The following is a 22,752-nucleotide window of genomic DNA, read 5'->3' on the forward strand; positions in this document are numbered from 1 at the left end:
TTGAATCATTCTAAATAAGCTATGCGCCCAGCACACTTACCCTTCCTCTTAGTTGGCTCTCTGCTGCCAATGGTTTCCCAGGCTCAAACCGGTGCCCCGCACCATCCGCACGAAAAACGGCACAGCCGCATGGGTGAAGTAACGGGCCGCATTGAGCTGGCCGATGGGCAAGCCGCTGAGCAGGTTTCGGTGCGGGTCAAGGGGACGGATATGGGCGTGAACACGGCCCCCGACGGCAGCTACCGGCTGCAGGCGCCGGCCGGCTGGCAAGTGCTCACCATCAGCTGCCTAGGCTGCACGCCGCAGGAAGTGACCGTGGAAGTGAAGCCCGGCCAAAGCGTGGCGGCCCAGCCCGTGCGCCTGGCTGCCGGCGAGCAGCAGCTACGTGAAGTAACCGTGACGGGCGCCAAAAGCCTGAACCAGCGCGTGGTGAGCGCCAGCAAAATGCCCATCGCTCCGCTCGACAACCCGCAGAGCATCGTCACCATCGAGCGCGCCGTGCTGGAGCAGCAGCAGGCCCTGCGCCTGAGCGACGTGCTGGCCAACGTGAGCGGCGTGTATGTGATGGGCAACACCGGCGGCACCCAGGAGGAAATCGGCAGTCGCGGCTTCGCCTACGGTAGCTCCAACACCTTCAAAAACGGTGTGCGCTTCAACAACGGCATCATGCCCGAAGTAAGCTCGCTGGAGCGCATGGAAGTGCTGAAGGGCAGCGCGGCCATCCTATATGGCAACGTGGCGGCCGGCGGCATCCTCAACCTCGTCACCAAGAAGCCACAGTTTCAGCGCGGCGGCTCGGTGGGGCTGCGCGTGGGCAGCTTTGGCTTCGTAAAGCCGCAGTTCGACGTGTATGGCGCTGTGGGGCAGAGCCAGACCGTGGCCTTCCGCCTGAACGGCACCTACGAGCGCGGCAACAGCTACCGCGACGGCGTGAGCAGCAACCGCGTGTATGTGAACCCCTCGCTGCTGTTCCGCCTCACGCCCAAAACCGACCTCATCATCGAGGGCGACTACCTGCGCGACCGGCGCACGCCCGACTACGGCATTGGGGCGGTGAACTACCAGATTTACGACTCGCGCAGCCGCTTTCTGAACACCGCCGACGCCCGCAACGCCACCAACCAAACCAGCGCCACGGCTACCCTCACCTCGCGCCTGAGCGACGCTTGGCAGGTGCGCGCGGTGGGCTCGTTCCAGCGCTACGACAATGAGCTGCTGAGCGCCGCCCGCCCCACGGCCAACGTCATCAAGCCCGGCCGCAACTATGGCAACTGGCAGCGCAGCCTGCAGCGCACCGAAACCGCCGAGAACTACTTCCTGGCCCAGCTCGACATGACGGGCACGCTCCGCACCGGCCGCGTTGGCCACACCCTGCTGGTGGGGGCCGACGCCGACCAGTACAATACCAACGCCCTGAGCTACCTCTCGCAAGCCTACGATTCGCTCAACATCATCGACCCCAGCCGCAAGCTGGGCGCGCCCAAAAATGCCGTGAGCGGGTATGATGCGCTGGTTTACAACACGCGCACGCTCGGCAACACCCGCCGCGCCGGCTTCTATGCCCAGGACCTCATCAGCCTGATTGACCACGTGAAAGTGCTGGCCGGCGTGCGCTGGAGCTACCAGGAAACGCCCAGCAATGTGTACAATTACCGCGCAACGGTGAATGGTGCGAACAACAAACCCGTGCTGGATGCGGCCGGCAACCCCGTGCTGGTAACCGCCGTGACCGAAAATTTCCGCTACGACAACGCTTTCTCGCCGCGCCTGGGTTTGGTATATCAGCCCCTCAAGACCACCTCGCTGTTCGCGTCCTACTCGAACTCCTTCGCGCCCAACTCCGGTTTCGACGAGCAAGGCGATGCGCTCGCCCCCTCGCTCATCGACCAATACGAGGTAGGCATCAAGAACGAGTTGTTCAAAGGCGCCTTGTCGGCCAACGCCACGGCCTACCGCATCGTCAACAGCAACCAGGCGCAGTCCATTCTGCCCACCGACCCGCGCTTTGCCACCAGCAGGGTGAGCGCGCCGCAGGAGCTGGCCGGCGAGGTCACGAGCCAAGGCGTGGAAGTAGACGTGCAGAGCCGTCCCGTCAACGGCATCTCGCTCATCGCCGGCTACAGCTACAACACCATCACCTACACCAAGAGCAACCTCTACGAAAACGGCAGCCGCCTGCGCTACGCCCCCGCCCACACGGCCAACGCTAGCCTGTTCTACAGCTTCGCCAACGTGTTTGCCAACAGCGCCACCCTGCGCGGCCTGAACGCCGGCTTCACGGCCTACTACGTGGGCGACCGGCTGGGCGGCCGCAACGCCCGCCTGCTCGACCCCGCCACCGGCCGCCCCTGGGCCGCGGGCACCGACGCCTTCCAGCTGATTGCCGTGCCCAACTACTTCCTCTTCGATGCCTCGGTGAACTATACTTACGACCGGTTCTCGCTGCGATTCAAAATGGCCAACCTGCTCAACGAGCTGAGTTACAACCTGCACGACGACAACAGCATCAATCCCATTGCGCCGCGCACCTTCTCGGCCACGCTTGGTTATAAGCTCTAATACGATGCCGGGCACCAGGGGCCGGCTGCGTTAAAAGTGGCCAGCCCCTGGTGCCTAATTTTACCCTGTGCCACGCCTTTTTACTTTGTTAATCCGTTTTCTGCAAGCCCGATGACTCCACTTAAATATGCTTTCCGAACCGTCCACTTGTGGCTGGGGCTCGCCTCGGGCCTGGTCATCGTTTGGGTGTGCCTCACCGGCTGCGTGCTGGCTTTCGAAAAAGAGCTGGAGCAGGCCTGGCATTCAGAGCGCTACTTTGTGGCGCCGGCCAGCACGCCGCGCCTTTCGCTGGCACAGGTAGCCAAGGCCGTGCAAGCCTACAAACCCAAAGCCAAAATCGGCAGCTTTAAAGTATATGCCGACCCCACCCGCACCGTGGAGGTAAGCCTCGCCGGCGCGCCCGAGGGCAGCAAGGGCAGCCGCCCCAACAACGCGGCTGCCGAGCAGAAGGGCCAAGAACGCGCCAGCCGGCCCGCTGCGGGCGAAGGGCCTGAAAAAGGCCCCGGCAAGGGTGGTAAAGGCGGAAAGGGCGGCGAAGGCGGCGGCCCCCGCGTGTTCGTGAACCCTTACACTGGCGCCGTCACCGGCGAGCTGAACCCGCGCGACAACTTTTTCAAAACGGTGGAGATGCTGCACCGCGGCCTGGTGGCTGGCAAGGTGGGCAAGCTCGTGATGGGCATCAGTGCCACCACGTTTCTGTTCATCCTCGCCACGGGCATCGTGCTGTGGTGGCCCACGGCCCGCAAGGCTTTGAGCACTCGCCTCAAGGTGAAGTGGGGCAGTAGCTGGAAGCGTCTCAACCACGATTTTCACATCGTGCTGGGCTTCTACGCGTCCGTTTTCCTGTTCGTCATCGCCCTCACCGGCGTGGGCATGTCGTTCGATTGGGTAGGGGAGGGCATCAATAAGCTCACCCACTCGCCCCTGAAGCGCCCCGAAGCCCCCGAGTCGGCCGCGCCCGTTGCCGGGGCCGCCGCGCCGGCCTTCGCGCCCGATGCTGTGCTGGCCCTGGCCCGCCAGCAAGCCCCCGATGCCGAATTTTACGCCGTGCAGCTGCCCAAAGACCCCAAAGGCAGCATCCGGGTAGCTGTGCTGCGCCCCGGTGCCATCACCGAAAACGCCACCGACGAGGTGTACCTCGACCAATATTCCGGCCAGGTTATCAGCGTCCAAACCTACGCCCAGCGCCCCGTGGGCCAGCGCATCCGCGGCTTGTTCAAGCCGGTGCACACGGGCGCCATTTTCGGCTGGCCCACTAAGGCGCTGGCTTTGGTGATGACGCTGCTCGGCGCCACCTTCCCCGTCACGGGCACCATCATGTGGCTCAACCGGCGGCGCAAGCAGCAGCGCAAGCCCCGGGAACTGGTGGCTGTGAGCTGAAAAACCAGTTCATAAAACGGAAATGCAGGGTTGGTCGAATTTTTCGAAAATTGACCAACCCTGCTTTGCTTTGTGCCGTAATGTGGCAAAACGTTAGAAAAACGGCTTCTTATTTTAATTATATAAAGTGTTGATGCTGTTGTTCCTCCTAAATTATTAAAATAATTTGCTGCTTGCTTGATATATCATTTTTATTGCTAAAAAATTGTTGAAATAGCAACATATAAAAGTTGTATCAATTCCCACTTTGAGTCTTGTATTCCCAAATTAATTCTATCGGTGGTTAATGCGAATTTATTAAAATGCTTGCCAGCAAGGCATTGATTTACAGTAGCGCATTTGGCAGAAATATTGTTTTTGCGGGAGAGTAACTATTTAGTCTCTTCCTTATGCGCTTATTTTACTTATCCCTTCGTGCCTTTTTCGTGGGCATTCTTCTGCTAGGTGCTACTGCTTTTTCGGGCATAGCGCAGCAAATACGATATGCCAACGCTGTGCATTCATCCTTGAATGCCACGAGCGAACCTTTGGCGGTCGATAACTCTTTGACAACGGCGGCCCGGATTGAGGCCCCGGCGCTACTGGGGGCGTCCCGCCTGCGGATGAACTTTCCGATGACGGTTCGGCGCGGCACCAAAGCGGGCCTGGTGATTCAAATGGGCTCGAATGTGGACCTAGGCATCCTAACCGGTACCAGCATCCGAACTTACCTAAACGGCAGCTCAACGGCGGTGGACAACTTCGCGGCGAGCACGCTGCTCGACCTGACTGCAACCGGCAGCAACAAGGCGGTGCTGGAATTCATCGTAGCCGACGACATCAACCAGATTGAGGTGCGCACCGCCGGCCTGCTCAACGCCAGCGTGAGCATCGACATTTTTGCCGCCTACGGCACCGTGACCCCGCTGCCGGTCGAGCTGACGGCCTTTCTGGGCAAGGCCACCAGCTCCGGCGTGGTCCTGACCTGGAACACCGCGTCGGAACGTAACAACGACCGTTTTGTGGTGGAGCGCGCCGACGACCAATCGGATGCTTTCCGGGCCATTGGCCAGGTAAAAGGCGCCGGCAATAGCATCCAGCCCCAGCAGTACCAGTTTGTTGATGCCAATCCGCTAGCCTTGGGTTATTACCGGTTGCGCCAGGTCGATGCCGATGGCAAAGAAGAGTTCAGCCCCATTGTGGCGGTGAAAAGCGCCCTCAAGGCCGCCGAATTGGCTGCTTACCCCAGCCCCGCTGTCGAGACCCTGACGGTAACCGGTGCAGCGGGTGCTTCTTTCGGCGTGTTCAACCAGTTCGGCCAAAAGCTACTGGAAGCAAAAATGACCCTGGAGCAACGCCAGCAGCTGGATGTGCGCAGCCTGCCCAATGGCGTATATTTCCTGAAAGACCTGAGTACGGGCCAAAGCACCCGGTTTGTGAAAACAGCCAGCGTGCGCTAGGCTTTTAAGTCTCTAGGCAATGTTAAAAACAGGCTCCTGAACGGAGCCTGTTTTTTTATGCAAACGTCTCCCAGCCAAGCTTCAGAATAAACGCGCTGACGACGACTAAGAACAGCACTCGCACGAAGCCCGTGCCCTGCCGCAGCGCCAGCCGCGCGCCCACCAGCGAGCCCAGCACGTTGCACACGGCCATGGGCACCGCCACGTGGTAGAGCACCTGTCCGGTGGAGATGAAGTAAGCCAGCCCGGCCATGTTGGTGGCCACGTTCACCACCTTGGCCGAGGCTGAGGCGGCTAGAAAGTCATAGCCAAACAGCCCCACGAAGGCAAACAGCAGCAAACTGCCCGTGCCCGGCCCAAAAAAGCCGTCGTAGAACCCGATGCTGGCCCCCAGCACCACGCCCGTCCACAACTCCCGGCGGCCGTGCAGACGCGGCGCGTGCAGGCTGCCAAAATCCTTGCGCCAAAACGTATACGCGGCCATGAGCACCAGCAGCGCCAGCACCAGCGGCTTCACCAGCTCCTTGTTGAGGCCGCTCACGGCCCGCGCCCCCAGCAACGCAAAGCAACCCGCTACCACGGCTGCCACCGCCACCGTGCGCCAGCGAATGGGCACCCCCGTCAGCCCCCGCAAATACCGAAACGCCGAGGCCGACGTGCCCGCCAGGCTCGCCACTTTGCCCGTGCCGAGCACCGTGGGCACCGGCACCTGAGGCAGCAATAGCAGCAGCGCCGGCAACTGAATGAGCCCGCCCCCGCCCACCATGCCATCGATGAGGCCGGCCAGAAAGGCAAAAAAGCTTAACAGGACAAGCGAGGGCAAGGCAATGCCGTCTATCATAACAATCGGAGATGAACTACTAAATGCCCGGCTTTGCGGCAGAAAAGACTAAACCAAACAGCAGCCCTAACACAGAGAGGCAAATAATGAAGGGCTTGACATTGCTTTTCACCGGCTGGGACTGCCAATCAGCAATAAATCGTTTGCCGTACGCTTCCAGCCCCAGTCCGGTGGCCAAGCTGCTTGCCCAGGACAGCCAGGGGAAAAGCGGGGCCGGTGCAAAGTGAGAAAGCAGGTAAAGCGTGAGCCCTGTGTAGAGAGTACTGCCGCCCAACGCCATACGTGCAGCACCGGGCTGCTGCATATCTTTTAGGTTTCGGGCCATCATTGCCCCGCCTACCACCGGATTGAATAGCAACGAGAGCAAGCGAATGCCTCCGGCCGAGTAGAGCGCTCGACCGGAGGCAGTAGCCGTTGTCGCGTTGGCCGGCGGCATGGCTTAAAACGGCGGCTCCTCGTTGCTAAAGTTGCTCTTCGGGAACGGAACCGGCGACTCGTTAATCTTAGAACCCAGGCGAATGGTGTTGGGCGCAAAGGGACTGGGCTCGCTGTCGAAGTTGCTGGCGGGCAGGCTCATGGTCTGGTAGTTGCCCGGGTCGAAGCCGCCGCCCATGCCGTCGAGGTCGGCAAACTTGGTGAACTTGCCGATGAACTTGAGCTGCACGGTTTCGAGGGAGCCGTTCCGGTGCTTGGCAATGATGACTTCGCCCACACCCTGCGTCGAGTTGCCCTCGGCGTCCTGGTCGAGGCCGTAGTATTCGGGGCGGTAGAGGAAGATTACCATGTCGGCGTCCTGCTCGATAGAGCCCGATTCGCGAAGGTCACTCAGCTGCGGCTTTTTGTCGCCACCGCGCGTTTCCACCGAGCGCGAGAGCTGCGAGAGGGCCAAAACGGGCACGTTCAGCTCCTTGGCAATGCCCTTGAGGGCCCGCGAGATGCTGGCGATTTCCTGTTCGCGGTTGCCGCCGCGGCCGTCGGTGTTGCCACTCATCAGCTGCAGGTAGTCGATGATAATCATCTGCACGTCCTTCTGCGAGCGCAGGCGGCGGCACTTGGTGCGCAACTCGCGGATGCTCAGACCGGGCGTATCATCGATATAAATCGGGGCGGCCGAGAGGGCCGTGATTTTGTGGTTGAGCTGTTGCCACTCGTGGTCGGCCAAGCTACCTTTCTTGATTTTCTCCGAATCCAGCTCCGCCTCAGCCGAAATCAGACGGTTGACGAGCTGCAGCGAGGACATTTCGAGCGAAAAGATGGCCACTGCTTTCTTGAAATCCACGGCCGCGTTGCGCATGGCCGAGACTACGAAGGCCGTGTTGTGCGTCACGGTCATGTCCTGCAGCAGGAACAGGCGGTTGCCGTCAATCTCAAAGCCGTAGTAATCATCGACTTTGTCGAATTCCACTGTGATGCCTGTCTGCCGCCAGTCGACGGGCGAGGCCCAGGGTTGGGCCTTTTTGCGGGCCACGCGCACCGGTACGCGGTTGATATCGCCGTAGAGGCGCACGCGCCACACTTCACTCTCGTAGCCGATGCTGGAAATGGTGGCCCGCTTCTTCGTGAGCGAGGTGCGGAAACCCAGCGAGTCACCCAGAAATTTGATTTGCCGGGCCAGGCGGTGGTTTTTCTGGGTGATTTCGTAGCCGTTGGAAACCGGGTCGAGGTGGCCGTCACTGTCGATGAGGCCCGCCAGCAGGCGCAGACGGTTCTCTGTCGAGTTGATGGCATAGTCACGCGGAATGTGCTTGTCGCCGAGCACGCCCAGTTGCCGCAGCTCATCCTGCAGGGAGTATTCGGCAATGTTGCCGCCCTGCCGTCCGCGCGTGATGCCGTAGCTGTTGCAGCGGTTTTCGACCACGCCCACCGTTACCTGCATGCCCAGCGTAGCGGCATATTCGTGCAGATAATCAATGATTTCGGGGTCTTGTCCGGTAATGCGGCAGTTGTTGCTGGCGCCGTCGCCCAGCCACACGCCCAGGAAATACGGGTCGACGGGCAGCTCCTGCGCCTCAAATTCCACAGGCACTTTGTAGCCCTTGTAGTTCGAGCGGAACTTCGGCCCCTTGGCCAGATAGTCCTTCACGGTGATATTGAGCACGTCGCCGTGGCGGTGCGGGCCCTCGTTGCGGCTACGCTTGAGCGAGAGAATGTGGCTCTCATTCACGCGGTAGTCGTCGCCTTTGTTCTGGCGCACCCAATACATGTTTTCGCGGCCGCGGGCGATGCTCAGCACCCGACGCGGGGTCGAGTCGTCGCCCATGAGCAGGTCGCCGGGCAGTACGTCTTCCACGTTGCGCAGGTCGCCATCGAACATCAGCACCTTCGTGCCTTTGCCCAAGCACTTGCCCATGCCCGGACGTGCAGCAATAATCACCAGGTCAGACGGTTGCCAGCCGCTCGTGACGCGGTCCAGGGCCGAGAAGCCGGTGGGCACACCGGTGAGGCCGTCGCTCTGGTTTTTCTTTTCTTCGAGCTCCTTGATGGCCTTGCCCATCAGGCTGCGCATGTCGTCGAAGTTCTTGCGAATGTTCGCCTCCGATACCTCAAACAGCGCCGATTCGGTGTCGTCGAGCAGCTTGAACACGTCGGTGGTGTCCTCGAACGCGTCGCGCTGGATTTCGCTCGAAATCCGAATCAGCTCGCGTTTGATGGCGGTTTCGGTGATGATGCGGGCGTGGTATTCCACGTTGGCGGCCGAGTTCACCTTGAGGGTGAGGTTGGCCACGTAGAAGGGGCCACCGGCGGCTTCGAGCTCGCCCATTTCGCGCAGCTCGTGCACCACGGTGAGCTGGTCGATGGGCTCGGACTTATCAAACAGCCGGATGACGGCCTTGTAGATGCGCTGGTGGGCATCTTTGTAAAAGCTCTCGGGCTTGAGCAGGTCAATCACCGAGGTGAGGGCATCTTTTTCCAGCATCAGGGCCCCGAGCACGGCCATTTCGAGCTCGGGCGCCTGGGGCGGCAGCTTGCCGGCCGCGCTGGCATTAAAGGGGACCATGCCGGTTGCGCCCCGGCCCGCCCAGGCCGCTTTGGCTCGGGCAGCGGATTGCTTCAGGCGGTCGTCCATTTGGTCAGGCATCGGTTGGGGAAGGGGTTGGAGCGGCGAGTGAAAAGCGGGCGGCCCGATTAGTAAAAACCGTCGGGCACGCCTTCTATACAAAGCTAACCCGCAAGCCGGGGAAAAGTGCCGCTGGAAAATTCGAATCTTTTGGCTATGCAGGGGGCCCGGCGTCCCGGCTTTCGTACTTTCGCGGCTTAGCTTTTTTTGTTCCTTCCGCTTGGCTTCCGATACGCTTCTTCCGCCATCTGCTGCGCCGCAACGCGTCCACCTCATCGCCGTGGGCGGCAGCATCATGCACAACCTGGCCCTGGCCTTGCACCGCCAGGGCGCCCGCGTGACGGGCTCCGACGACGAAATTTTTGAGCCCGCCCGCGGCCGCCTCGCCGCCGCCGGCCTGCTGCCCGCCCAGGAAGGCTGGGACGCCGCGAGCATCACCCCCGACCTCGACGCCGTGATTGTGGGCATGCACGCCCGCCCCGATAACCCCGAGCTGCTGCGCGCCCAGGAGCTGGGCTTGAAGGTGTATTCCTTCCCCGAGTACATCTACGAGGCCAGCCGCGACAAGCAGCGCATCGTCATCGGCGGTTCGCACGGCAAAACCAGCATCACGGCCTGCATTCTGCACGTGCTGCGCTACCACGGCCGGCAGTTCGACTACGCCGTGGGCGCCCAACTGGCTGGTTTCGATTTGATGGTGCAGCTGACGGACGCGCCCATCATCATCATTGAGGGCGACGAATACCTGTCGTCGCCGGTAGACCGGCGGCCCAAGTTTCACCTCTACCAGCACCACATCGGCGTGATTTCGGGCATCAGCTGGGACCACATCAACGTGTTTCCGACCGAGGAAATCTACCGCGAGCAGTTCCGCATCTTCGCCGACATGACGCCCAAGGCCGGCGTGCTCATCTACGACCGCGACGACGAGCAGGTGCAGCTGGTGAGCGTGCCCACCAACCCCGACGTGACCTACATCGGCTACGGCCCGCACGAGCACGTCATTCGCAACGGCAAGACCTTCCTCATCAACAAGAAGGACGAGGAAGTGCCCATTCAGGTGTTTGGCGAGCACAACCTGCGCAACATCTCGGCCGCCAAGGAGGTGTGCAAGCAGCTGGGCATCAAAGGCAAGGATTTCTTCAAGGCGGTGGCTTCGTTCCCCGGTGCCGCGCGGCGCCTAGAGCTGGTGAAGGAAGGTGCTACTTCGGTAGTGTACAAGGACTTCGCCCACGCGCCCAGCAAGCTCAAAGCCACCGCCACAGCCCTGAAGCGGCAGTTTCCGCAACGCCGCCTGGTGGCTTGCCTGGAGCTGCACACTTTCAGCAGCCTCAACCCGGCTTTCCTGCCGCAGTACGCGCACTGCTTTGATGCGCCCGACGTGGCCGTGGTGTACTTCAACCCCCACGTGCTGGAGCACAAGCGCCTGCCGCCGCTGGCCGCCGCCACCGTGGCCGAGGCCTTCCAGCGCCCCGACATCCGGGTGATTACCGACAGCGCCGAACTGGCCGCCTTCCTGCGCGCCCAGAGCTGGCACGATGCCAACCTGCTGCTCATGTCGTCGGGCACGTTCGATGGACTGGACCTGACGGCGCTGGCCGCTGAAATCACCGGTTGAGCATGAAACCAACGCTGTTGTTGCTGCATGGTGCCCTGGGTAGCCCCACGACTCTGGAGCCATTAGCAGAGCTGCTGGTGGCCGATTTCACGGTCAAAACCTTCGCCTTTGCCGGCCACGCCGGACGTGAGGTGAATCCGGAAACGTTCACGCTGCCGCATTTTGCAGAGGAAGTTCTGGCGTTTCTCAAAACCCACGAAACCGCCCCGGCGCACGTGTTTGGCTACAGCATGGGCGGCTACGCGGCGCTGCTGGCGGCCCGGCAGCAGCCGGCGCTGTTTGCCAGCATCACCACGCTGGGCACCAAGCTGGACTGGTCGCCGGAAAGCGCGGCGGCTGAAACCCGCTTCCTCGACCCCGAGAAGATGCAAGCCAAAGTGCCCGCCTTTGCCGAGCAGCTGCGCCAGCGCCACGCGCCCGCCGACTGGGCCGCTGTGGTGCGCGCCACCGCCAGCATGATGCTTGCGGCCGGGGCCAACCCACCACTGGCTGCGGCTGATTTTGCGGCACTGCAAGTGCCCGTGCAGGTGCTCATGGGCGACGGCGACCTGACCCCCGAAAGGGGAGACGCCAGCCGCCTGCTGGCCGGGCAGTTGCCCCAAATGCAATACGCGGTGCTGCCCAACACGCCGCACCCCATCGAACGAGTCGACATTCCAGATTTAGCAAAAAGGATTAAGGCTTTTGCTTTGGCACATTCTTGAAAGTGAATGAAAAAAGCCCGCTACTCAGCGGGCTTTTTTGGTGTTTTGGAAGCTTGAATCCGCGGCCGGTCGGTGGTGATGAGGACGGCCAAAGCGGTGAGGGCGGCGCGGAGCAGCCATTTGCCGGTGGTGCTCATTTGTTGGCGAACAGTTCGTTGTTGGGTTCTACTTTCAGGTCGCAATGGCTGCCGGGGTAGCTTTCGGTGCAGCTGGTGCCCACGATGCGGCCGTTCTCGAAGTTGAAGTAACAGGCCGGGCAGCCCACGCTGGTGAGGGTATAGCGCTCGGCCGCCGGGCGGAGGTAATAGGTGTTGTCGCCGCCGCTGGTGAGAGGCAGGGCCATGGCCCGAAACGTGCCCCCGCGCAAGCCCATGCCAATGAGGTAGTAAGTAACCGGCGCCCCCTCAATGCCCGGGGCTTTGCGCACCTGAATTTTATCGACCACCGTGCCGTCGTTGAACTGGCGAATAAACGCCCGGGCCATCTCGCTGCGCGGCGTCTTGTATTCGGTGGTGGTGTCGGTGAAATGCACAATTTGCCGGCTTTCGGGCTTGGCAATCACCTCGCCCTTGATGCGGTTGGGGCTGCCGAATTCGTTGGTGGCTGTCTTGGTGCTTTCGCACGACATGGCCAGCAGCATCACCAGCAAGCTCAACAAACCCAAACCAAGCAGACGGGGAAGGAATTTCATGGGTTAGTGATTAGTGGTGAGTGGTTAACAATTAGTGATTGATGGTAGCGTTAACCACTCACCGCTAATCACTCACCACTAACTGAATTAGCGGGCCGTGTAGTATTTGCGGGCCTCGGGCAGCTCGCGCTGAATGTCGGCGATGCGCGTGCCGTTGGAGGGGTGGGTGGAGAGGAACTCGGGCGGCGAGGCTTGGTTTTCGCGGGCGTCCATGCGCTGCCAGAACGTGATGGCGCCGTCGGGGTTGTAGCCGGCCATAGCCATGAAAATCAAACCCAGGTGGTCGGCTTCCGATTCCTGGTTGCGGCCGTACCGCAGCAGGCCCAGCTGCGACCCCACGCCAAAGGCTTGCAGGGCCAGCTGCTGGGTAGCCGGCGCGTTGGTAGACAGGGCGGCCGACAAGGCCTGACCGCCTGCCTGCTGCAGCAGGCCCTGGCTCATGCGTTCGGAGCCGTGCTTGGCCACGGCGTGGGCAATTTCGTGCGCCATCACCACGGCCAGGCCGTTTTCGTCCTGCGTGATGGGCAGGATGCCGGTGTACACGGCCACCTTGCCGCCGGGCATGCACCACGCGTTTTGCTGCTTGTCGTCCTGGATGACGTTGAATTCCCACTGGTAGCCGACCAGCTGGTCGGAAGCGTTTTGCTGGCGGAAATAACTTTCCACGGCGCCTTGGATGCGCTGGCCCACGCGGCGCACCAGAGCCACATCCTGTGAGTTGTTCGACAGTGGGCCTTTGGCAATGACTTCGCGGTACTGCTGGGCAGCCAGCGAATTGATTTCGTTGTCGCTCACGAGGCTGAGCTGGCGGCGGCCCGTGATGGGCACCGTGGAGCAGGCAGCCATAAAAGCGAGGCTGGCCACAAGAGTGAGTTTTTTGAACATAGCTAGTAGGGAAATGAAGAAACAGCCACGCCACAGGGCGGCGCGCTTGGTTGGCGGCTATACGGCAGGCGGGCGGGTAAATGTTTTTCGGGCGCGCCTGGGCGGCCGAAAAACTGCCCGACGGGTTGCCGCAAGCCGGCCGGGGGGCGTAGTTTTGGCTTCCTTCTCCGCCTCCCGAGCCTGCTTCCATGAAAATTATTTGCATCGGCCGCAACTACGCCGACCACATTGCCGAGCTGCAAAACGAGGTGCCGAGCGCGCCCGTCATCTTCCTCAAGCCCGAAACCGCGCTGCTGCAGCGCGGCCAGCCGTTTTTCCTGCCCGAGTTTTCGCCAGACATCCACCACGAACTGGAGCTGGTGCTGCGCGTGAGCAAAAACGGCCGCCACATCGAGGAGCAATTCGCCCACACCTACTTCGACGCCATCGGCCTGGGCATCGACTTTACGGCCCGAGACCTGCAGAGCGAGCTCAAGAAAAAGGGCCTGCCCTGGGAGCTGGCCAAAGCTTTTGATGGCTCGGCGCCCATCTCGCCCACGTTCAAGCCGGTGAGCGAGTTTGCCGATTTGGCCAATATCAACTTCCACCTCGACGTGAACGGCGAAACCCGCCAGACCGGCAATTCGAGCCTGATGCTGCACCCGTTTGCCAAAATCATCAGCTTCGTGTCGAAATACATCTCGTTGAAAATGGGCGACCTGATTTTCACGGGCACCCCTGCCGGCGTGGCCGCCGTAAAGCTGGGCGACCAGCTGACCGGTTACCTGGAAGGGGAGAAGCTGCTGGAGCTAGCAGTGAAATAGGGACAATAATTGAAACAACAGAACGTGCATGTGGCGCGGCTGATGGAACCTCACCCCCTGACCCCCTCTACGAAAAAGGAGAGGGGGCACCGGACTTGTTCCAAATGGAAATCGTCAGGCTCCCCTCTGCTGTGGAGAGGGGTCGGGGGTGAGGTTTTACCGTGTCAGGCCACATAAACGTTCTTTCTGAATACACCGAAGTTGAAGAATAAAGCGAAGTTGATAATCGGTCTGGCGCTGGCCCTTGCGGCCGGCGCGGCCAGCCGAGTAGGAGGGCAGGAAGCCGACACCGTTGACCGCGACCGCCACACCGTGAGCGAGCTGCTGCGCGCCGGCCGCCCCTCCGTGACGCCGGGCTACTTTATGTTCCCGATTGCGCCGGGCAAGCCCAATTTCCTAGCCGGGAGCATGGGCGAATTGCGGCCCAACCACTTCCACGGCGGGCTCGACATCAAGACCGGCGGCGGGGTAAACCAGCCCGTGTACGCGGCCGCCGACGGCTACGTGTCGCGGCTGAAACAGTCGTCGTTTGGCTACGGCAACGTGCTCTACATCACCCACCCGAACGGCACGACTACCGTGTACGGCCACCTGAACGAGTTCAAGGGCGCCTTTGCGGCGGAGCTGCTGCGGCGGCAGTACGACAAGCAGAGCTACGAGCTGGAAGCCTTTTTTGAGAAGGACAAATACCCAGTGAAGTGCGGCGAGCTGGTGGCGCTAAGTGGCAACACGGGCGGCTCGGCCGGGCCGCACCTGCACTGGGAGGTGCGCGACGCGCAGGACCGGCAGTACAACCCGCTGCAGTGGGGCGGCTTTCCGGAAATTCAGGACCATTTGGGGCCGATTTTGCAGGCGTTTGCGCTGGAGCCGCTGGCGATTGAGTCGCGGGTAGAAAAGGTGTTTGCCAAAGCGGTATTTGTGCCCAAGCTGCAGCCGGCGCCGGGCGCGGGCACCACTTGGGCCGATACCATCAGCGCCTACGGCACGGTGGGGCTGCTGGTGCAGGGCTTCGATAGGTTCGACAATGCCTGGAACAAGAACGGTATTCAGCGGGTGACGGTGACGGTGAACGGGCAGCCGTTTTACCAGCATAATATTGACGCGATTCCTTTCCCGACGGGCACCCGGCAGGTGGGCAACTTCGTCGATTTCCTGTACCAGAACACCCAGGGCCGCACCCTGCAGAAGCTGTGGGTAGACGAGGGCAACGACCTGCAGATGTATACCGCCGGCCCCACCAAAGGCCGCCTGAGCGTGGAAGCCGGCAAGGTGTACAACGTCGACATTACGCTGGCCGACTCCTATAACAACCAGGCTCCCGTGCATCTGGTCATTCGCGGCGAGCAGCCCGCCTACTTCAAAACCCGCTCGGCGGCCGTGAAGAAGCCGGCCCTGCGCTTCGAGGTGACGCGCAACCTGCTCAAGGCCGTGGCCGCCGACCCCAGCGCCGACTCCGTGGCCGCCAATCTGACGCTGCTGCGCGGCAGCCGCCGCCTCGCAATCAAGCCCAGCTACACGCAGAACAGCCAGAACGTATACCTCTACGACCTGCGCGCCGGCCTGCCCGATTCCATCCGTTTCGGCTCTATCACGAAGAAATTCGACCGGCAGGTGATGATTCCGGCGGGCAAGGAAACCAGCTACGCCACCAACCACCTCAACCTCGTGTTTGGCCCCGAAACCTTGTTTGGCAACCTCTATCTGAGCACCAGCTTCAAGCCCGAGGCCACCGGCAGCGGCTTCTGGACGGTGGGCTCGCCGCTGCTGCCGCTCTACCACACGGCCGTGCTCACCCTCAAGCCCGCCACCCCGCCCGCCGACCCACGCCGCACGGCCATCTACTCGGCCACGGCCAACGGCGGCAAGGCGTACCTGGGCGGCGTGTGGGACGACAAGGGCCAGATTACGGCCAACATCCGCCAGTTTGCTTCCTACCGCATTCTGCGCGACACCACCGCGCCGCGCGGCAGCCTCATTGGGCGCGCCGGCGGGCAGCTGTCCTTCTCGGTGGGCGATGACATGTCGGGCCTGGCCAGCTACCGCCTGCTCATCGGCGGCAAGTTCCGGCTGCTGCGCTACGAGCACAAAAAAGCCCTGCTCTTCACCGTGGCTTCGGATACGCTAGGCCCGCGCCTGCACGGCCCCGCCGAGCTGCGCCTCACCGACCAGGCCGGCAACGAGCGGGTGATTCCGCTGAGCTTGTAAGTAGGAGCGGAGAGAACGAAACTCCCCTCCTTAGATGAGGAGGGGAAGTTGCCGCGTCAGCGGCAACGGGGGTGGTTGACGTCGTTGAACGATGTTTGAACGACTCGCGCCTGTTTGGTTCTGCCACCGTTCAATGCCCACAACCACCCCCGTTTGCGCTTCGCGCAAACATCCCCTCCTTGGTAAGGAGGGGAGTTTATCGTTCTTTATAACCCCATAACCCCATAACCCCTAAACTCCCACCCTTCCACCCTCATACCCTAATCAACATGCTCCTCGAACCCGGCCAGCCCGCCCCCGATTTCACCGCCCAGGACCAGGACGGCAACACCGTCAGCCTGCACGACTTCCGCGGCCAGAAAGTGGCCCTCTATTTCTACCCCAAAGACGACACGCCCGGCTGCACCGCTCAGGCCTGCAACCTGCGCGACCACCAGGAGGAGCTAAAGGCCGGCAACATTCAAGTCATTGGCGTGAGCATCGATGGCGAGGCCGCTCACAAGAAGTTCGCCCTGAAATACGACCTGCCGTTTCCGCTGCTGGTTGACACCGAAAAGCAGATTGTGCAGGCGTACGGCGTGTGGCAGGAGAAAAAGAACTACGGCAAAACCTATATGGGCACCGTCCGCACCACGTTTTTGATTGACGAAAACGGCTTGGTTGAGAAGGTGATTAAGAAAGTGGATACCAAAGAGCACGCCGCGCAGCTGCTGTAGAAACTGCGGAACTCAGGCAATTGGCTGCAACACGAGCGTACGTCGGCCTTCGCTAGGCGGAAATAGGCGTTGTACGTGCGTGCCCTGGCCTCCGCCGAAGGAGAATGGCCGTGGTACGCGCGTATCAAAAGCATTTTCCTTCGGCGGAGGCCAGGGCACGCGCGTACCATGGGCATCTTCGCATGGAAGCGCCTGTGGTACGCGCGTAGTGTGCCCGCTACCATCCGGCGAAGGCTGCGGTACGCGCATTTTAAAGAGTGCTATCGGGACCGTTTGCAATAGGCCGGCCCGGAAAAAGGCCCTTTGGGCCATTGCCCCGTTCACTACCTTTACCCCCAACGAAACCAACTTCATCCGAAATTATGGCCGATACGACCACCGCCAAAACCGTCGAGCAACCCGAAAAATCCAACGAGGAGCTCAAGGAAATAGCCACCCAGGTGCGCCGCGACATTCTCCGCATGGTGCACGCCGTGAACTCGGGCCACCCCGGCGGCTCACTCGGCATCACCGATTTGCTGGTGGCGCTCTACTTCAAGGTGATGAAGCACCACCCCGAGCCCTTCGACATGAACGGCAAGGACCAGGACCTGTTTTTCCTCTCCAACGGCCACACCTCGGCCACCATGTACTCCTGCCTGGCGCGCTCCGGCTACTTCCCGGTGAGCGAGCTGGCCACGTTCCGCAAGCTGAACTCCCGCCTGCAGGGCCACCCCACCACCCACGAGGGCCTGCCGGGCATCCGGGTGGCTTCGGGCTCGCTGGGCCAGGGCCTGAGCGTGGCCTGCGGTGCCGCCCAGGCTAAAAAGCTGAACGGCGACAAGCAGCGCGTATTCGTGCTGATGGGCGACGGCGAGCTGGAAGAAGGCCAGAACTGGGAGGCCGCCCTGTACGCCGCCCACCACAAAATCGACAACCTGATTGCCATCGTGGACCGCAACGGCCAACAGATTGACGGCTCGACCGACGAAATCGGTGGCCTCGGCAACCTGCGCGCCAAGTTCGAAGCCTTCGGCTGGCACGTCTTCGAAGGCGACGGCAACCACTTCGACGCCCTGCTGCCCACCCTCGAAAACTGCGTGGCCGCCGCCGGCAAAGCCCGCCCCATCATGTACATCATGGACACGAAAATGGGCTTCGGCGTCGACTTCATGATGGACGGCCACAAGTGGCACGGCGTCGCTCCGAACGACAAGCAGCTGGCCGAAGCCCTCGACCAGCTGAAACTGGGCACCGACGGCGACTACTAGCATGTGGTACCGCGCGGACGTTGGGCCTCACCCCCTGACCCCCTCTCCCAAGGGAGAGGGGGCACCGGCTATGTTCCTGACGAACTTCGTTCGGCTCCCCCTCTCCTTTGGGAGAGGGGGCCGGGGGGTGAGGCCCAACGTCTGGCCGGTATTGTTGCTTATTCTTCTGCTTTTAGGGGGAAACGCCCACGCTCAGAACGCGGCGCCCGAGAAGCCCAAAGTCACCCGCATTCTCTTCTTGCTCGATGCCTCGGGCTCGATGATGGCGCCCTGGGAAGGCCAGCCGCGCTGGGCCGTGGCCAAGCGCATGCTCAGCAAGATGGTCGACTCGCTCAACGCCTACCCCAACCTGGAGCTGGGCCTGCGCGTGTACGGCCACCAGTTTCCGAACGCGGATAAGAACTGTGAGGACTCACGGCTGGAAGTGCCGTTTGCGCCGCGCAACGCCAAGGCCATTAAAGAGAAGCTGACCACGCTCAAGGCCCAGGGCAACACGCCCATCACGTATTCGCTGGAGCAGTCGGCCAACGACTTTCCAACGGATAAGGCCTCGCGCAACGTGCTGCTGCTGATTACCGACGGCCTCGAATCGTGCAACCGCGACCCCTGTGCGGCTTCCATCGCTTTGCAGCGCAAGCACGTTTTCCTCAAGCCCTTCGTCATCGGCATCGGGGCCGAGCGGGACTTTGGCAAGCAGCTCGAATGCCTGGGCCAGTACTACAACGCCGCCGAGGTGAAAACCTTCCGCACGGTGATGGACGACGTCATTGCCCAGACGCTGAGCAAAACCACCGTCTCCGTCAATCTGACCGATGCCAACGGCAAGCCCGTGGAAACGAACGTGAACATGACCTTCGTGAATAACGTGACCGAGCAGCCCGAGTACAACTACGTGCACTACCGCGACGCCCAGGGCAAGCCCGACGTGCTCGACATCGACGCTCTGCAGAGCTACGACCTCGTGATAAACACCGTGCCGCCCGTGCGCCAGGCCAACCTGCCCATCAAGCCCGGCAAGGCCAACGTCTTCACCTTCAAAACGCCGCAGGGCACCCTCTGGCTGCAAAACCCGCCCCTCACGCCCAACCCCTACGGCACCATCCGGGCGGTGGTGCGGAGCCAGGCGGGTGCCACCGTCACGGCCGGCACCTTCGGCACCCGCCAGAAGCTGCTGGCCGGCAACTACGAAGTGGAAGCCCTCACGCTGCCCCGCACCGTGCGCCGCATCACTATCAAGCAGGGCCAGGAATACACCTTCACCTACGCCGCGCCCGGCACCCTCAACATCACCTCGGATTTGAAAGGTTACGGCAGCTTGTATCAGTTGAATGATGACGAGTCGCAGACCTGGATTTACGACCTGCCGCAGGGCGGGAGCAGCAAGGTGAACCTGCCCATGCAGCCGGGGGCCTACCGGCTGGTGTTCCGCACCAGCAACAGCACCGCCAGCAAGTTTACGGACGTGCGCAACTTCACCATCCGGAGCGGACAGACAACGTCGGTGGCCATTTTTGGAAAATGAAATAAGAACAATAAACTCCCCTCCTTACCAAGGAGGGGACATTTTTGCGAAGCAAAAATTGGGGTGGTTGTAGGCGTTGAACAAATCTTAAAGAGCAACCTCATGACCACCCTCAATAACCTCTCGCACAAGAAAGATGAACGCCGCATCCTCCGCAACAACCTCACCACTGCCGAGGCTGTGCTATGGAACCGACTAAAAAGCAGCCAACTCAACGGCCGTAAATTCCGCCGCCAGCACAGCATCGGCGAGTTTATTCTCGATTTCTATTGTCCGCAGGAAAAGCTTGCGGTAGAACTGGACGGCGCGGGCCACTTCACCGCATCAGGCAACTTACATGATGCGGCACGTACGGAGTATTTGAATGCTGTGGGCATTCGGGTAGTCCGATTTGAAAACAAGCTGATTTGGTCGGCGCTGGAGAGCGTATTGCAAACCATTGAAAGTAGTTTTAATGGACGCTGACGTTAGTAGTTCAACGCCCACAACCACCCCAGTTGCCGCTAAAGCGGCAACGTCCCCTCCTTGGTAAGGAGGGGAGTTTTGACCGCCTTTAACCTCCTTACATACCATGAAAGACTTCCCCTACACCGAATCGAAAGACACCCGCAGCGGCTTCGGCGCGGGCCTGGCTGAGCTGGGCAAAACCAACCCCAATGTAGTGGCCCTCTGCGCCGACCTCACGGGCTCGCTCAAAATGGACGCCTTCAAGAAGGAAAACCCCGACCGGTTTTTCCAGGTGGGCATCGCCGAGGCCAACATGATGGGCGTGGCCGCGGGCATGACCATTGGCGGCAAAATCCCCTTCACGGGCACCTTCGCCAACTTCAGCACCGGCCGCGTCTACGACCAGATTCGCCAGAGCATTGCCTACTCGGGCAAGAACGTGAAAATCTGCGCCTCCCACGCCGGCCTCACGCTGGGCGAAGACGGCGCCACCCACCAGATTCTGGAAGACCTGGGCATGATGAAGATGCTGCCCGGCATGACCGTCATCAACCCTTGCGACTACAACCAGACCAAAGCCGCCACCATTGCCATTGCCGACTACGAAGGCCCGGTGTACCTGCGCTTCGGCCGCCCCGTGGTGCCCAACTTCACAGCCCCCGACCAGAAGTTTGAAATCGGCAAAGCCTGGACCCTGAACGAAGGCACCGACGTGAGCATCTTCGCCACCGGCCACCTTGTGTGGAAAGCCGTGCTGGCTGGCAAGCTCCTGGCCGAGAAAGGCATCAACGCCGAAATCATCAACATCCACACCATCAAGCCGCTCGACGACGAAGCCATCCTCGCCTCGGTGCGCAAAACCCGCTGCGTGGTAACGGCCGAGGAGCACCAGATGAACGGCGGCCTCGGCGACAGCATTGCCCAGCTGCTGGCCCGCGAGGAGCCCCTGCCCCTGGAAATGGTGGCCGTGCACGACAGCTTCGGCGAAAGCGGCACCCCCGACCAGCTGATGGAGAAATACCACCTCAACGAAGCCGCCATCGTGGAAGCCGTGGAAGCGGTGATGAAGCGGAAGAAGTAGCGTTATTGACTAAAAAAAGCCCCCGTAGCTGCTGAAGCTACGGGGGCTTTTTGCGTGAAGAGGTTGATTATCCCAGCAATGGCTTCTAAAACAATTCTGTCGCTGCAATGGCGCGCTCCTGGCGCAGTTGCCGGGCTGCTTTCATGCCGCGAAACACGATGACGCAGAAAAAGACCCGCATAAATAAGCCGCCTATTGCTGGGCTATGATTGGTGGCCACGGCGCTGCCGATGCTCACAATGCCATCGAGCACCAGCAGCACGAAGGCAGTGGTGAACGCCGGCACCGAGCCCCGGTAGTAGCCCAGCCAGCCCAACGCCACAAACGCCACACCCTCAACCAACGAGCCCCAGCCCAACCCCAGTTGCCGCAGCACCTCAAGTTGCCCGAATTCGGTCAGCAAGCCCAGCCCGATGTTGAGCACGCCCAGCACCAGGAGCAGGTACCAGGCCTGTTTGACTTGTTCGTGCGGGTCGGTGCCGCTGCCCGGCACGGGCCGCCCATCGAGGAGGAGTTCCAAGTGCTGCGGGTAGGAGTTCTCGATGAGTCGCGCGGAAAAAACGCGGCCATCGGGGAGAGGATAGGAGCGGCCTTTGGCAATTTTGGCGTCGGGGTCGGTGGCGGCAAGCTCCTGACCGGCATAGCTGACAGTGAAATTCCGGTAGAAAAAGCCCCAGCTGGCGGTAATGGCATCGGTGCGGGCGGGGTCGAGGTAGTAGGTTTTGCTGGGCATTTAAGGGGTTGCGCGAATGAGCTGCGTGGTGAAAGTTGTCATTAAATATGGGGAATGTTTCTGCCACGATTAATTATTGTCGACCTCAAAGCCTCGCAAAGCCATTTCTGCCAGTGGCGCGCATCTAAAAGACCACGCTCAGTTGTCTTTAGAGCAAGTCCATTCGCCGGCTTGGTTGATAAAAAAGCTAAAGTCGCTGTTGACCTGCTTTTGAGCTACTTGGCCTTTGTAGTCCTCGCACACGTAGTAAGTCATTTTCACCGGGTAGATGGTGGTGTTGGCCGGCGCGCCGGAATGCCGCCGGGTGGCGCCGCGGCCGGGCACGTTGGCGGCGGTGTTTTTATAAGCGGTGCCGCGGCTGAAATAGGTGAAAACTAGCCCAACGCGGTTGGGACGGCCCGAGGTGCCGGTGGCTAGCTGGCTGTACCAATCGTACACTTCCCGCTTAAATAAGGCGTCTGATGGCGCTGAGGCGGCTGAGAACGTGCCCGGCGGCGGCCCGAAAGCGCAAGCAACGGTGGTGGCAGCGCCGCTTTTGTCCAGGTCCCGGATGTAGGAGCGGTGCACCCATTTGTCGTCGGCGCTGCCGTAGCCGTCGTAGTGCACTTTGGATAAGTCGCCTTTCTGCTCCAGGATGGTTGCTTTGTACCAGTGGCCGCCGTCGTTCACTTCCACTCGTTTGCCGGCCGGGTTTTGCAGGGGCGTCGCTTTGGTTTGGTGGGCATGGCTCGCGGCGGCCGCCATGCCCAGGGCCAGGAACAGAATAAATGCTTTCATACGGCTTACTGCTTTGATATCGATAAAAGTATTTATTTAAACG

General features: G+C 61.2%; 19 protein-coding genes. 12 read left to right on the top strand and 7 right to left on the bottom strand.

Going from position 1 to position 22,752, the window contains the following annotated elements; translation table 11 throughout:
* Positions 1–69 precede the first annotated feature (69 nt).
* The 3 genes from MTP16_RS13035 (at position 70) to MTP16_RS13045 (ending at position 5,378) form a co-directional block, all read left to right on the top strand.
* Positions 70–2,559 (top strand): TonB-dependent siderophore receptor, encoded by a 2,490-nt coding sequence (locus tag MTP16_RS13035; protein WP_243509289.1) that lies wholly within the window; start codon positions 70–72, stop codon positions 2,557–2,559.
* A 111-nt stretch (positions 2,560–2,670) separates the two neighbouring features.
* Complete coding sequence (locus MTP16_RS13040; RefSeq protein ID WP_243509291.1) at positions 2,671–3,939, top strand: PepSY-associated TM helix domain-containing protein; 1,269 nt, start codon at positions 2,671–2,673, stop codon at positions 3,937–3,939.
* Positions 3,940–4,484: 545 nt separating this feature from the next.
* Positions 4,485–5,378 (top strand): T9SS type A sorting domain-containing protein, encoded by an 894-nt coding sequence (locus tag MTP16_RS13045; RefSeq protein ID WP_243509294.1) that lies wholly within the window; start codon positions 4,485–4,487, stop codon positions 5,376–5,378.
* A 55-nt stretch (positions 5,379–5,433) separates the two neighbouring features.
* On the opposite strand, the gene MTP16_RS13050 is transcribed toward MTP16_RS13045, so the two are convergent.
* The 3 genes from MTP16_RS13050 to dnaB are packed head-to-tail and all read right to left on the bottom strand — an operon-like array spanning position 5,434 to position 9,217.
* The gene (locus MTP16_RS13050; RefSeq protein WP_243509297.1) at positions 5,434–6,219 is read right to left on the bottom strand and encodes a sulfite exporter TauE/SafE family protein; all 786 of its coding nucleotides are present in this window, start codon (positions 6,217–6,219) and stop codon (positions 5,434–5,436) included.
* Positions 6,220–6,238: 19 nt separating this feature from the next.
* Complete coding sequence (locus MTP16_RS13055) at positions 6,239–6,655, bottom strand: hypothetical protein (RefSeq protein WP_243509300.1); 417 nt, start codon at positions 6,653–6,655, stop codon at positions 6,239–6,241.
* A gap of 3 nt (positions 6,656–6,658) precedes the next feature.
* Positions 6,659–9,217: a replicative DNA helicase gene (gene dnaB / locus MTP16_RS13060; RefSeq protein ID WP_243520051.1), complete on the bottom strand. Its 2,559-nt coding sequence runs from the start codon at positions 9,215–9,217 to the stop codon at positions 6,659–6,661.
* 280 nt (positions 9,218–9,497) lie between these two features.
* Here dnaB and MTP16_RS13065 point away from each other — a divergent pair, with 280 nt between their 5' ends.
* Together MTP16_RS13065 and MTP16_RS13070 are read left to right on the top strand one after the other, a co-directional pair.
* On the top strand, positions 9,498–10,895 hold the full coding sequence (locus tag MTP16_RS13065; protein WP_262922608.1) for a UDP-N-acetylmuramate--L-alanine ligase: 1,398 nt from the start codon (positions 9,498–9,500) through the stop codon (positions 10,893–10,895).
* A gap of 2 nt (positions 10,896–10,897) precedes the next feature.
* A complete protein-coding gene (locus tag MTP16_RS13070) occupies positions 10,898–11,599 on the top strand; it encodes an alpha/beta fold hydrolase (protein WP_243509303.1) in 702 nt (233 codons plus the stop codon).
* Between the two features lie 133 nt (positions 11,600–11,732).
* Here MTP16_RS13070 and MTP16_RS13075 read toward each other — a convergent pair whose 3' ends face one another.
* The gene (locus tag MTP16_RS13075; RefSeq protein ID WP_243509310.1) at positions 11,733–12,290 is read right to left on the bottom strand and encodes a hypothetical protein; all 558 of its coding nucleotides are present in this window, start codon (positions 12,288–12,290) and stop codon (positions 11,733–11,735) included.
* A gap of 87 nt (positions 12,291–12,377) precedes the next feature.
* Positions 12,378–13,175: a M48 family metallopeptidase gene (locus MTP16_RS13080; RefSeq protein WP_243509316.1), complete on the bottom strand. Its 798-nt coding sequence runs from the start codon at positions 13,173–13,175 to the stop codon at positions 12,378–12,380.
* 188 nt (positions 13,176–13,363) lie between these two features.
* Between MTP16_RS13080 and MTP16_RS13085 the strand changes: the two genes are divergently transcribed.
* The 7 genes from MTP16_RS13085 (at position 13,364) to MTP16_RS13115 (ending at position 21,199) form a co-directional block, all read left to right on the top strand.
* Positions 13,364–13,978: a fumarylacetoacetate hydrolase family protein gene (locus MTP16_RS13085; RefSeq protein ID WP_243509323.1), complete on the top strand. Its 615-nt coding sequence runs from the start codon at positions 13,364–13,366 to the stop codon at positions 13,976–13,978.
* Positions 13,979–14,179: 201 nt separating this feature from the next.
* The gene (locus MTP16_RS13090; RefSeq protein WP_243509326.1) at positions 14,180–16,183 is read left to right on the top strand and encodes a M23 family metallopeptidase; all 2,004 of its coding nucleotides are present in this window, start codon (positions 14,180–14,182) and stop codon (positions 16,181–16,183) included.
* 269 nt (positions 16,184–16,452) lie between these two features.
* Complete coding sequence (gene bcp / locus MTP16_RS13095; protein ID WP_243509331.1) at positions 16,453–16,899, top strand: thioredoxin-dependent thiol peroxidase; 447 nt, start codon at positions 16,453–16,455, stop codon at positions 16,897–16,899.
* A gap of 362 nt (positions 16,900–17,261) precedes the next feature.
* Positions 17,262–18,149, top strand: a complete 888-nt coding sequence (locus MTP16_RS13100; RefSeq protein WP_243509336.1) for a transketolase — start codon at positions 17,262–17,264, stop codon at positions 18,147–18,149.
* Between the two features lie 151 nt (positions 18,150–18,300).
* Positions 18,301–19,671, top strand: coding sequence for a vWA domain-containing protein (locus tag MTP16_RS13105; RefSeq protein WP_243509342.1), 1,371 nt, complete (start codon positions 18,301–18,303; stop codon positions 19,669–19,671).
* A gap of 102 nt (positions 19,672–19,773) precedes the next feature.
* Positions 19,774–20,136: an endonuclease domain-containing protein gene (locus tag MTP16_RS13110; RefSeq protein ID WP_243509348.1), complete on the top strand. Its 363-nt coding sequence runs from the start codon at positions 19,774–19,776 to the stop codon at positions 20,134–20,136.
* A gap of 106 nt (positions 20,137–20,242) precedes the next feature.
* Entirely contained in the window at positions 20,243–21,199 is a 957-nt protein-coding gene (locus MTP16_RS13115) for a transketolase family protein (RefSeq protein WP_243509351.1), read from the top strand.
* An 85-nt stretch (positions 21,200–21,284) separates the two neighbouring features.
* On the opposite strand, the gene MTP16_RS13120 is transcribed toward MTP16_RS13115, so the two are convergent.
* Complete coding sequence (locus MTP16_RS13120) at positions 21,285–21,932, bottom strand: hypothetical protein (RefSeq protein ID WP_243509353.1); 648 nt, start codon at positions 21,930–21,932, stop codon at positions 21,285–21,287.
* A gap of 138 nt (positions 21,933–22,070) precedes the next feature.
* Positions 22,071–22,709 carry an MBT domain-containing protein gene (locus tag MTP16_RS13125; RefSeq protein ID WP_243509356.1) on the bottom strand — a complete coding sequence of 213 codons (639 nt, stop codon included), beginning with the start codon at positions 22,707–22,709 and terminating at the stop codon, positions 22,071–22,073.
* Between the last annotated feature and the right edge of the window lie 43 nt (positions 22,710–22,752).

This window comes from Hymenobacter monticola (assembly GCF_022811645.1).
In the GTDB taxonomy this organism is placed as follows: Bacteria; Bacteroidota; Bacteroidia; order Cytophagales; family Hymenobacteraceae; genus Hymenobacter; species Hymenobacter monticola.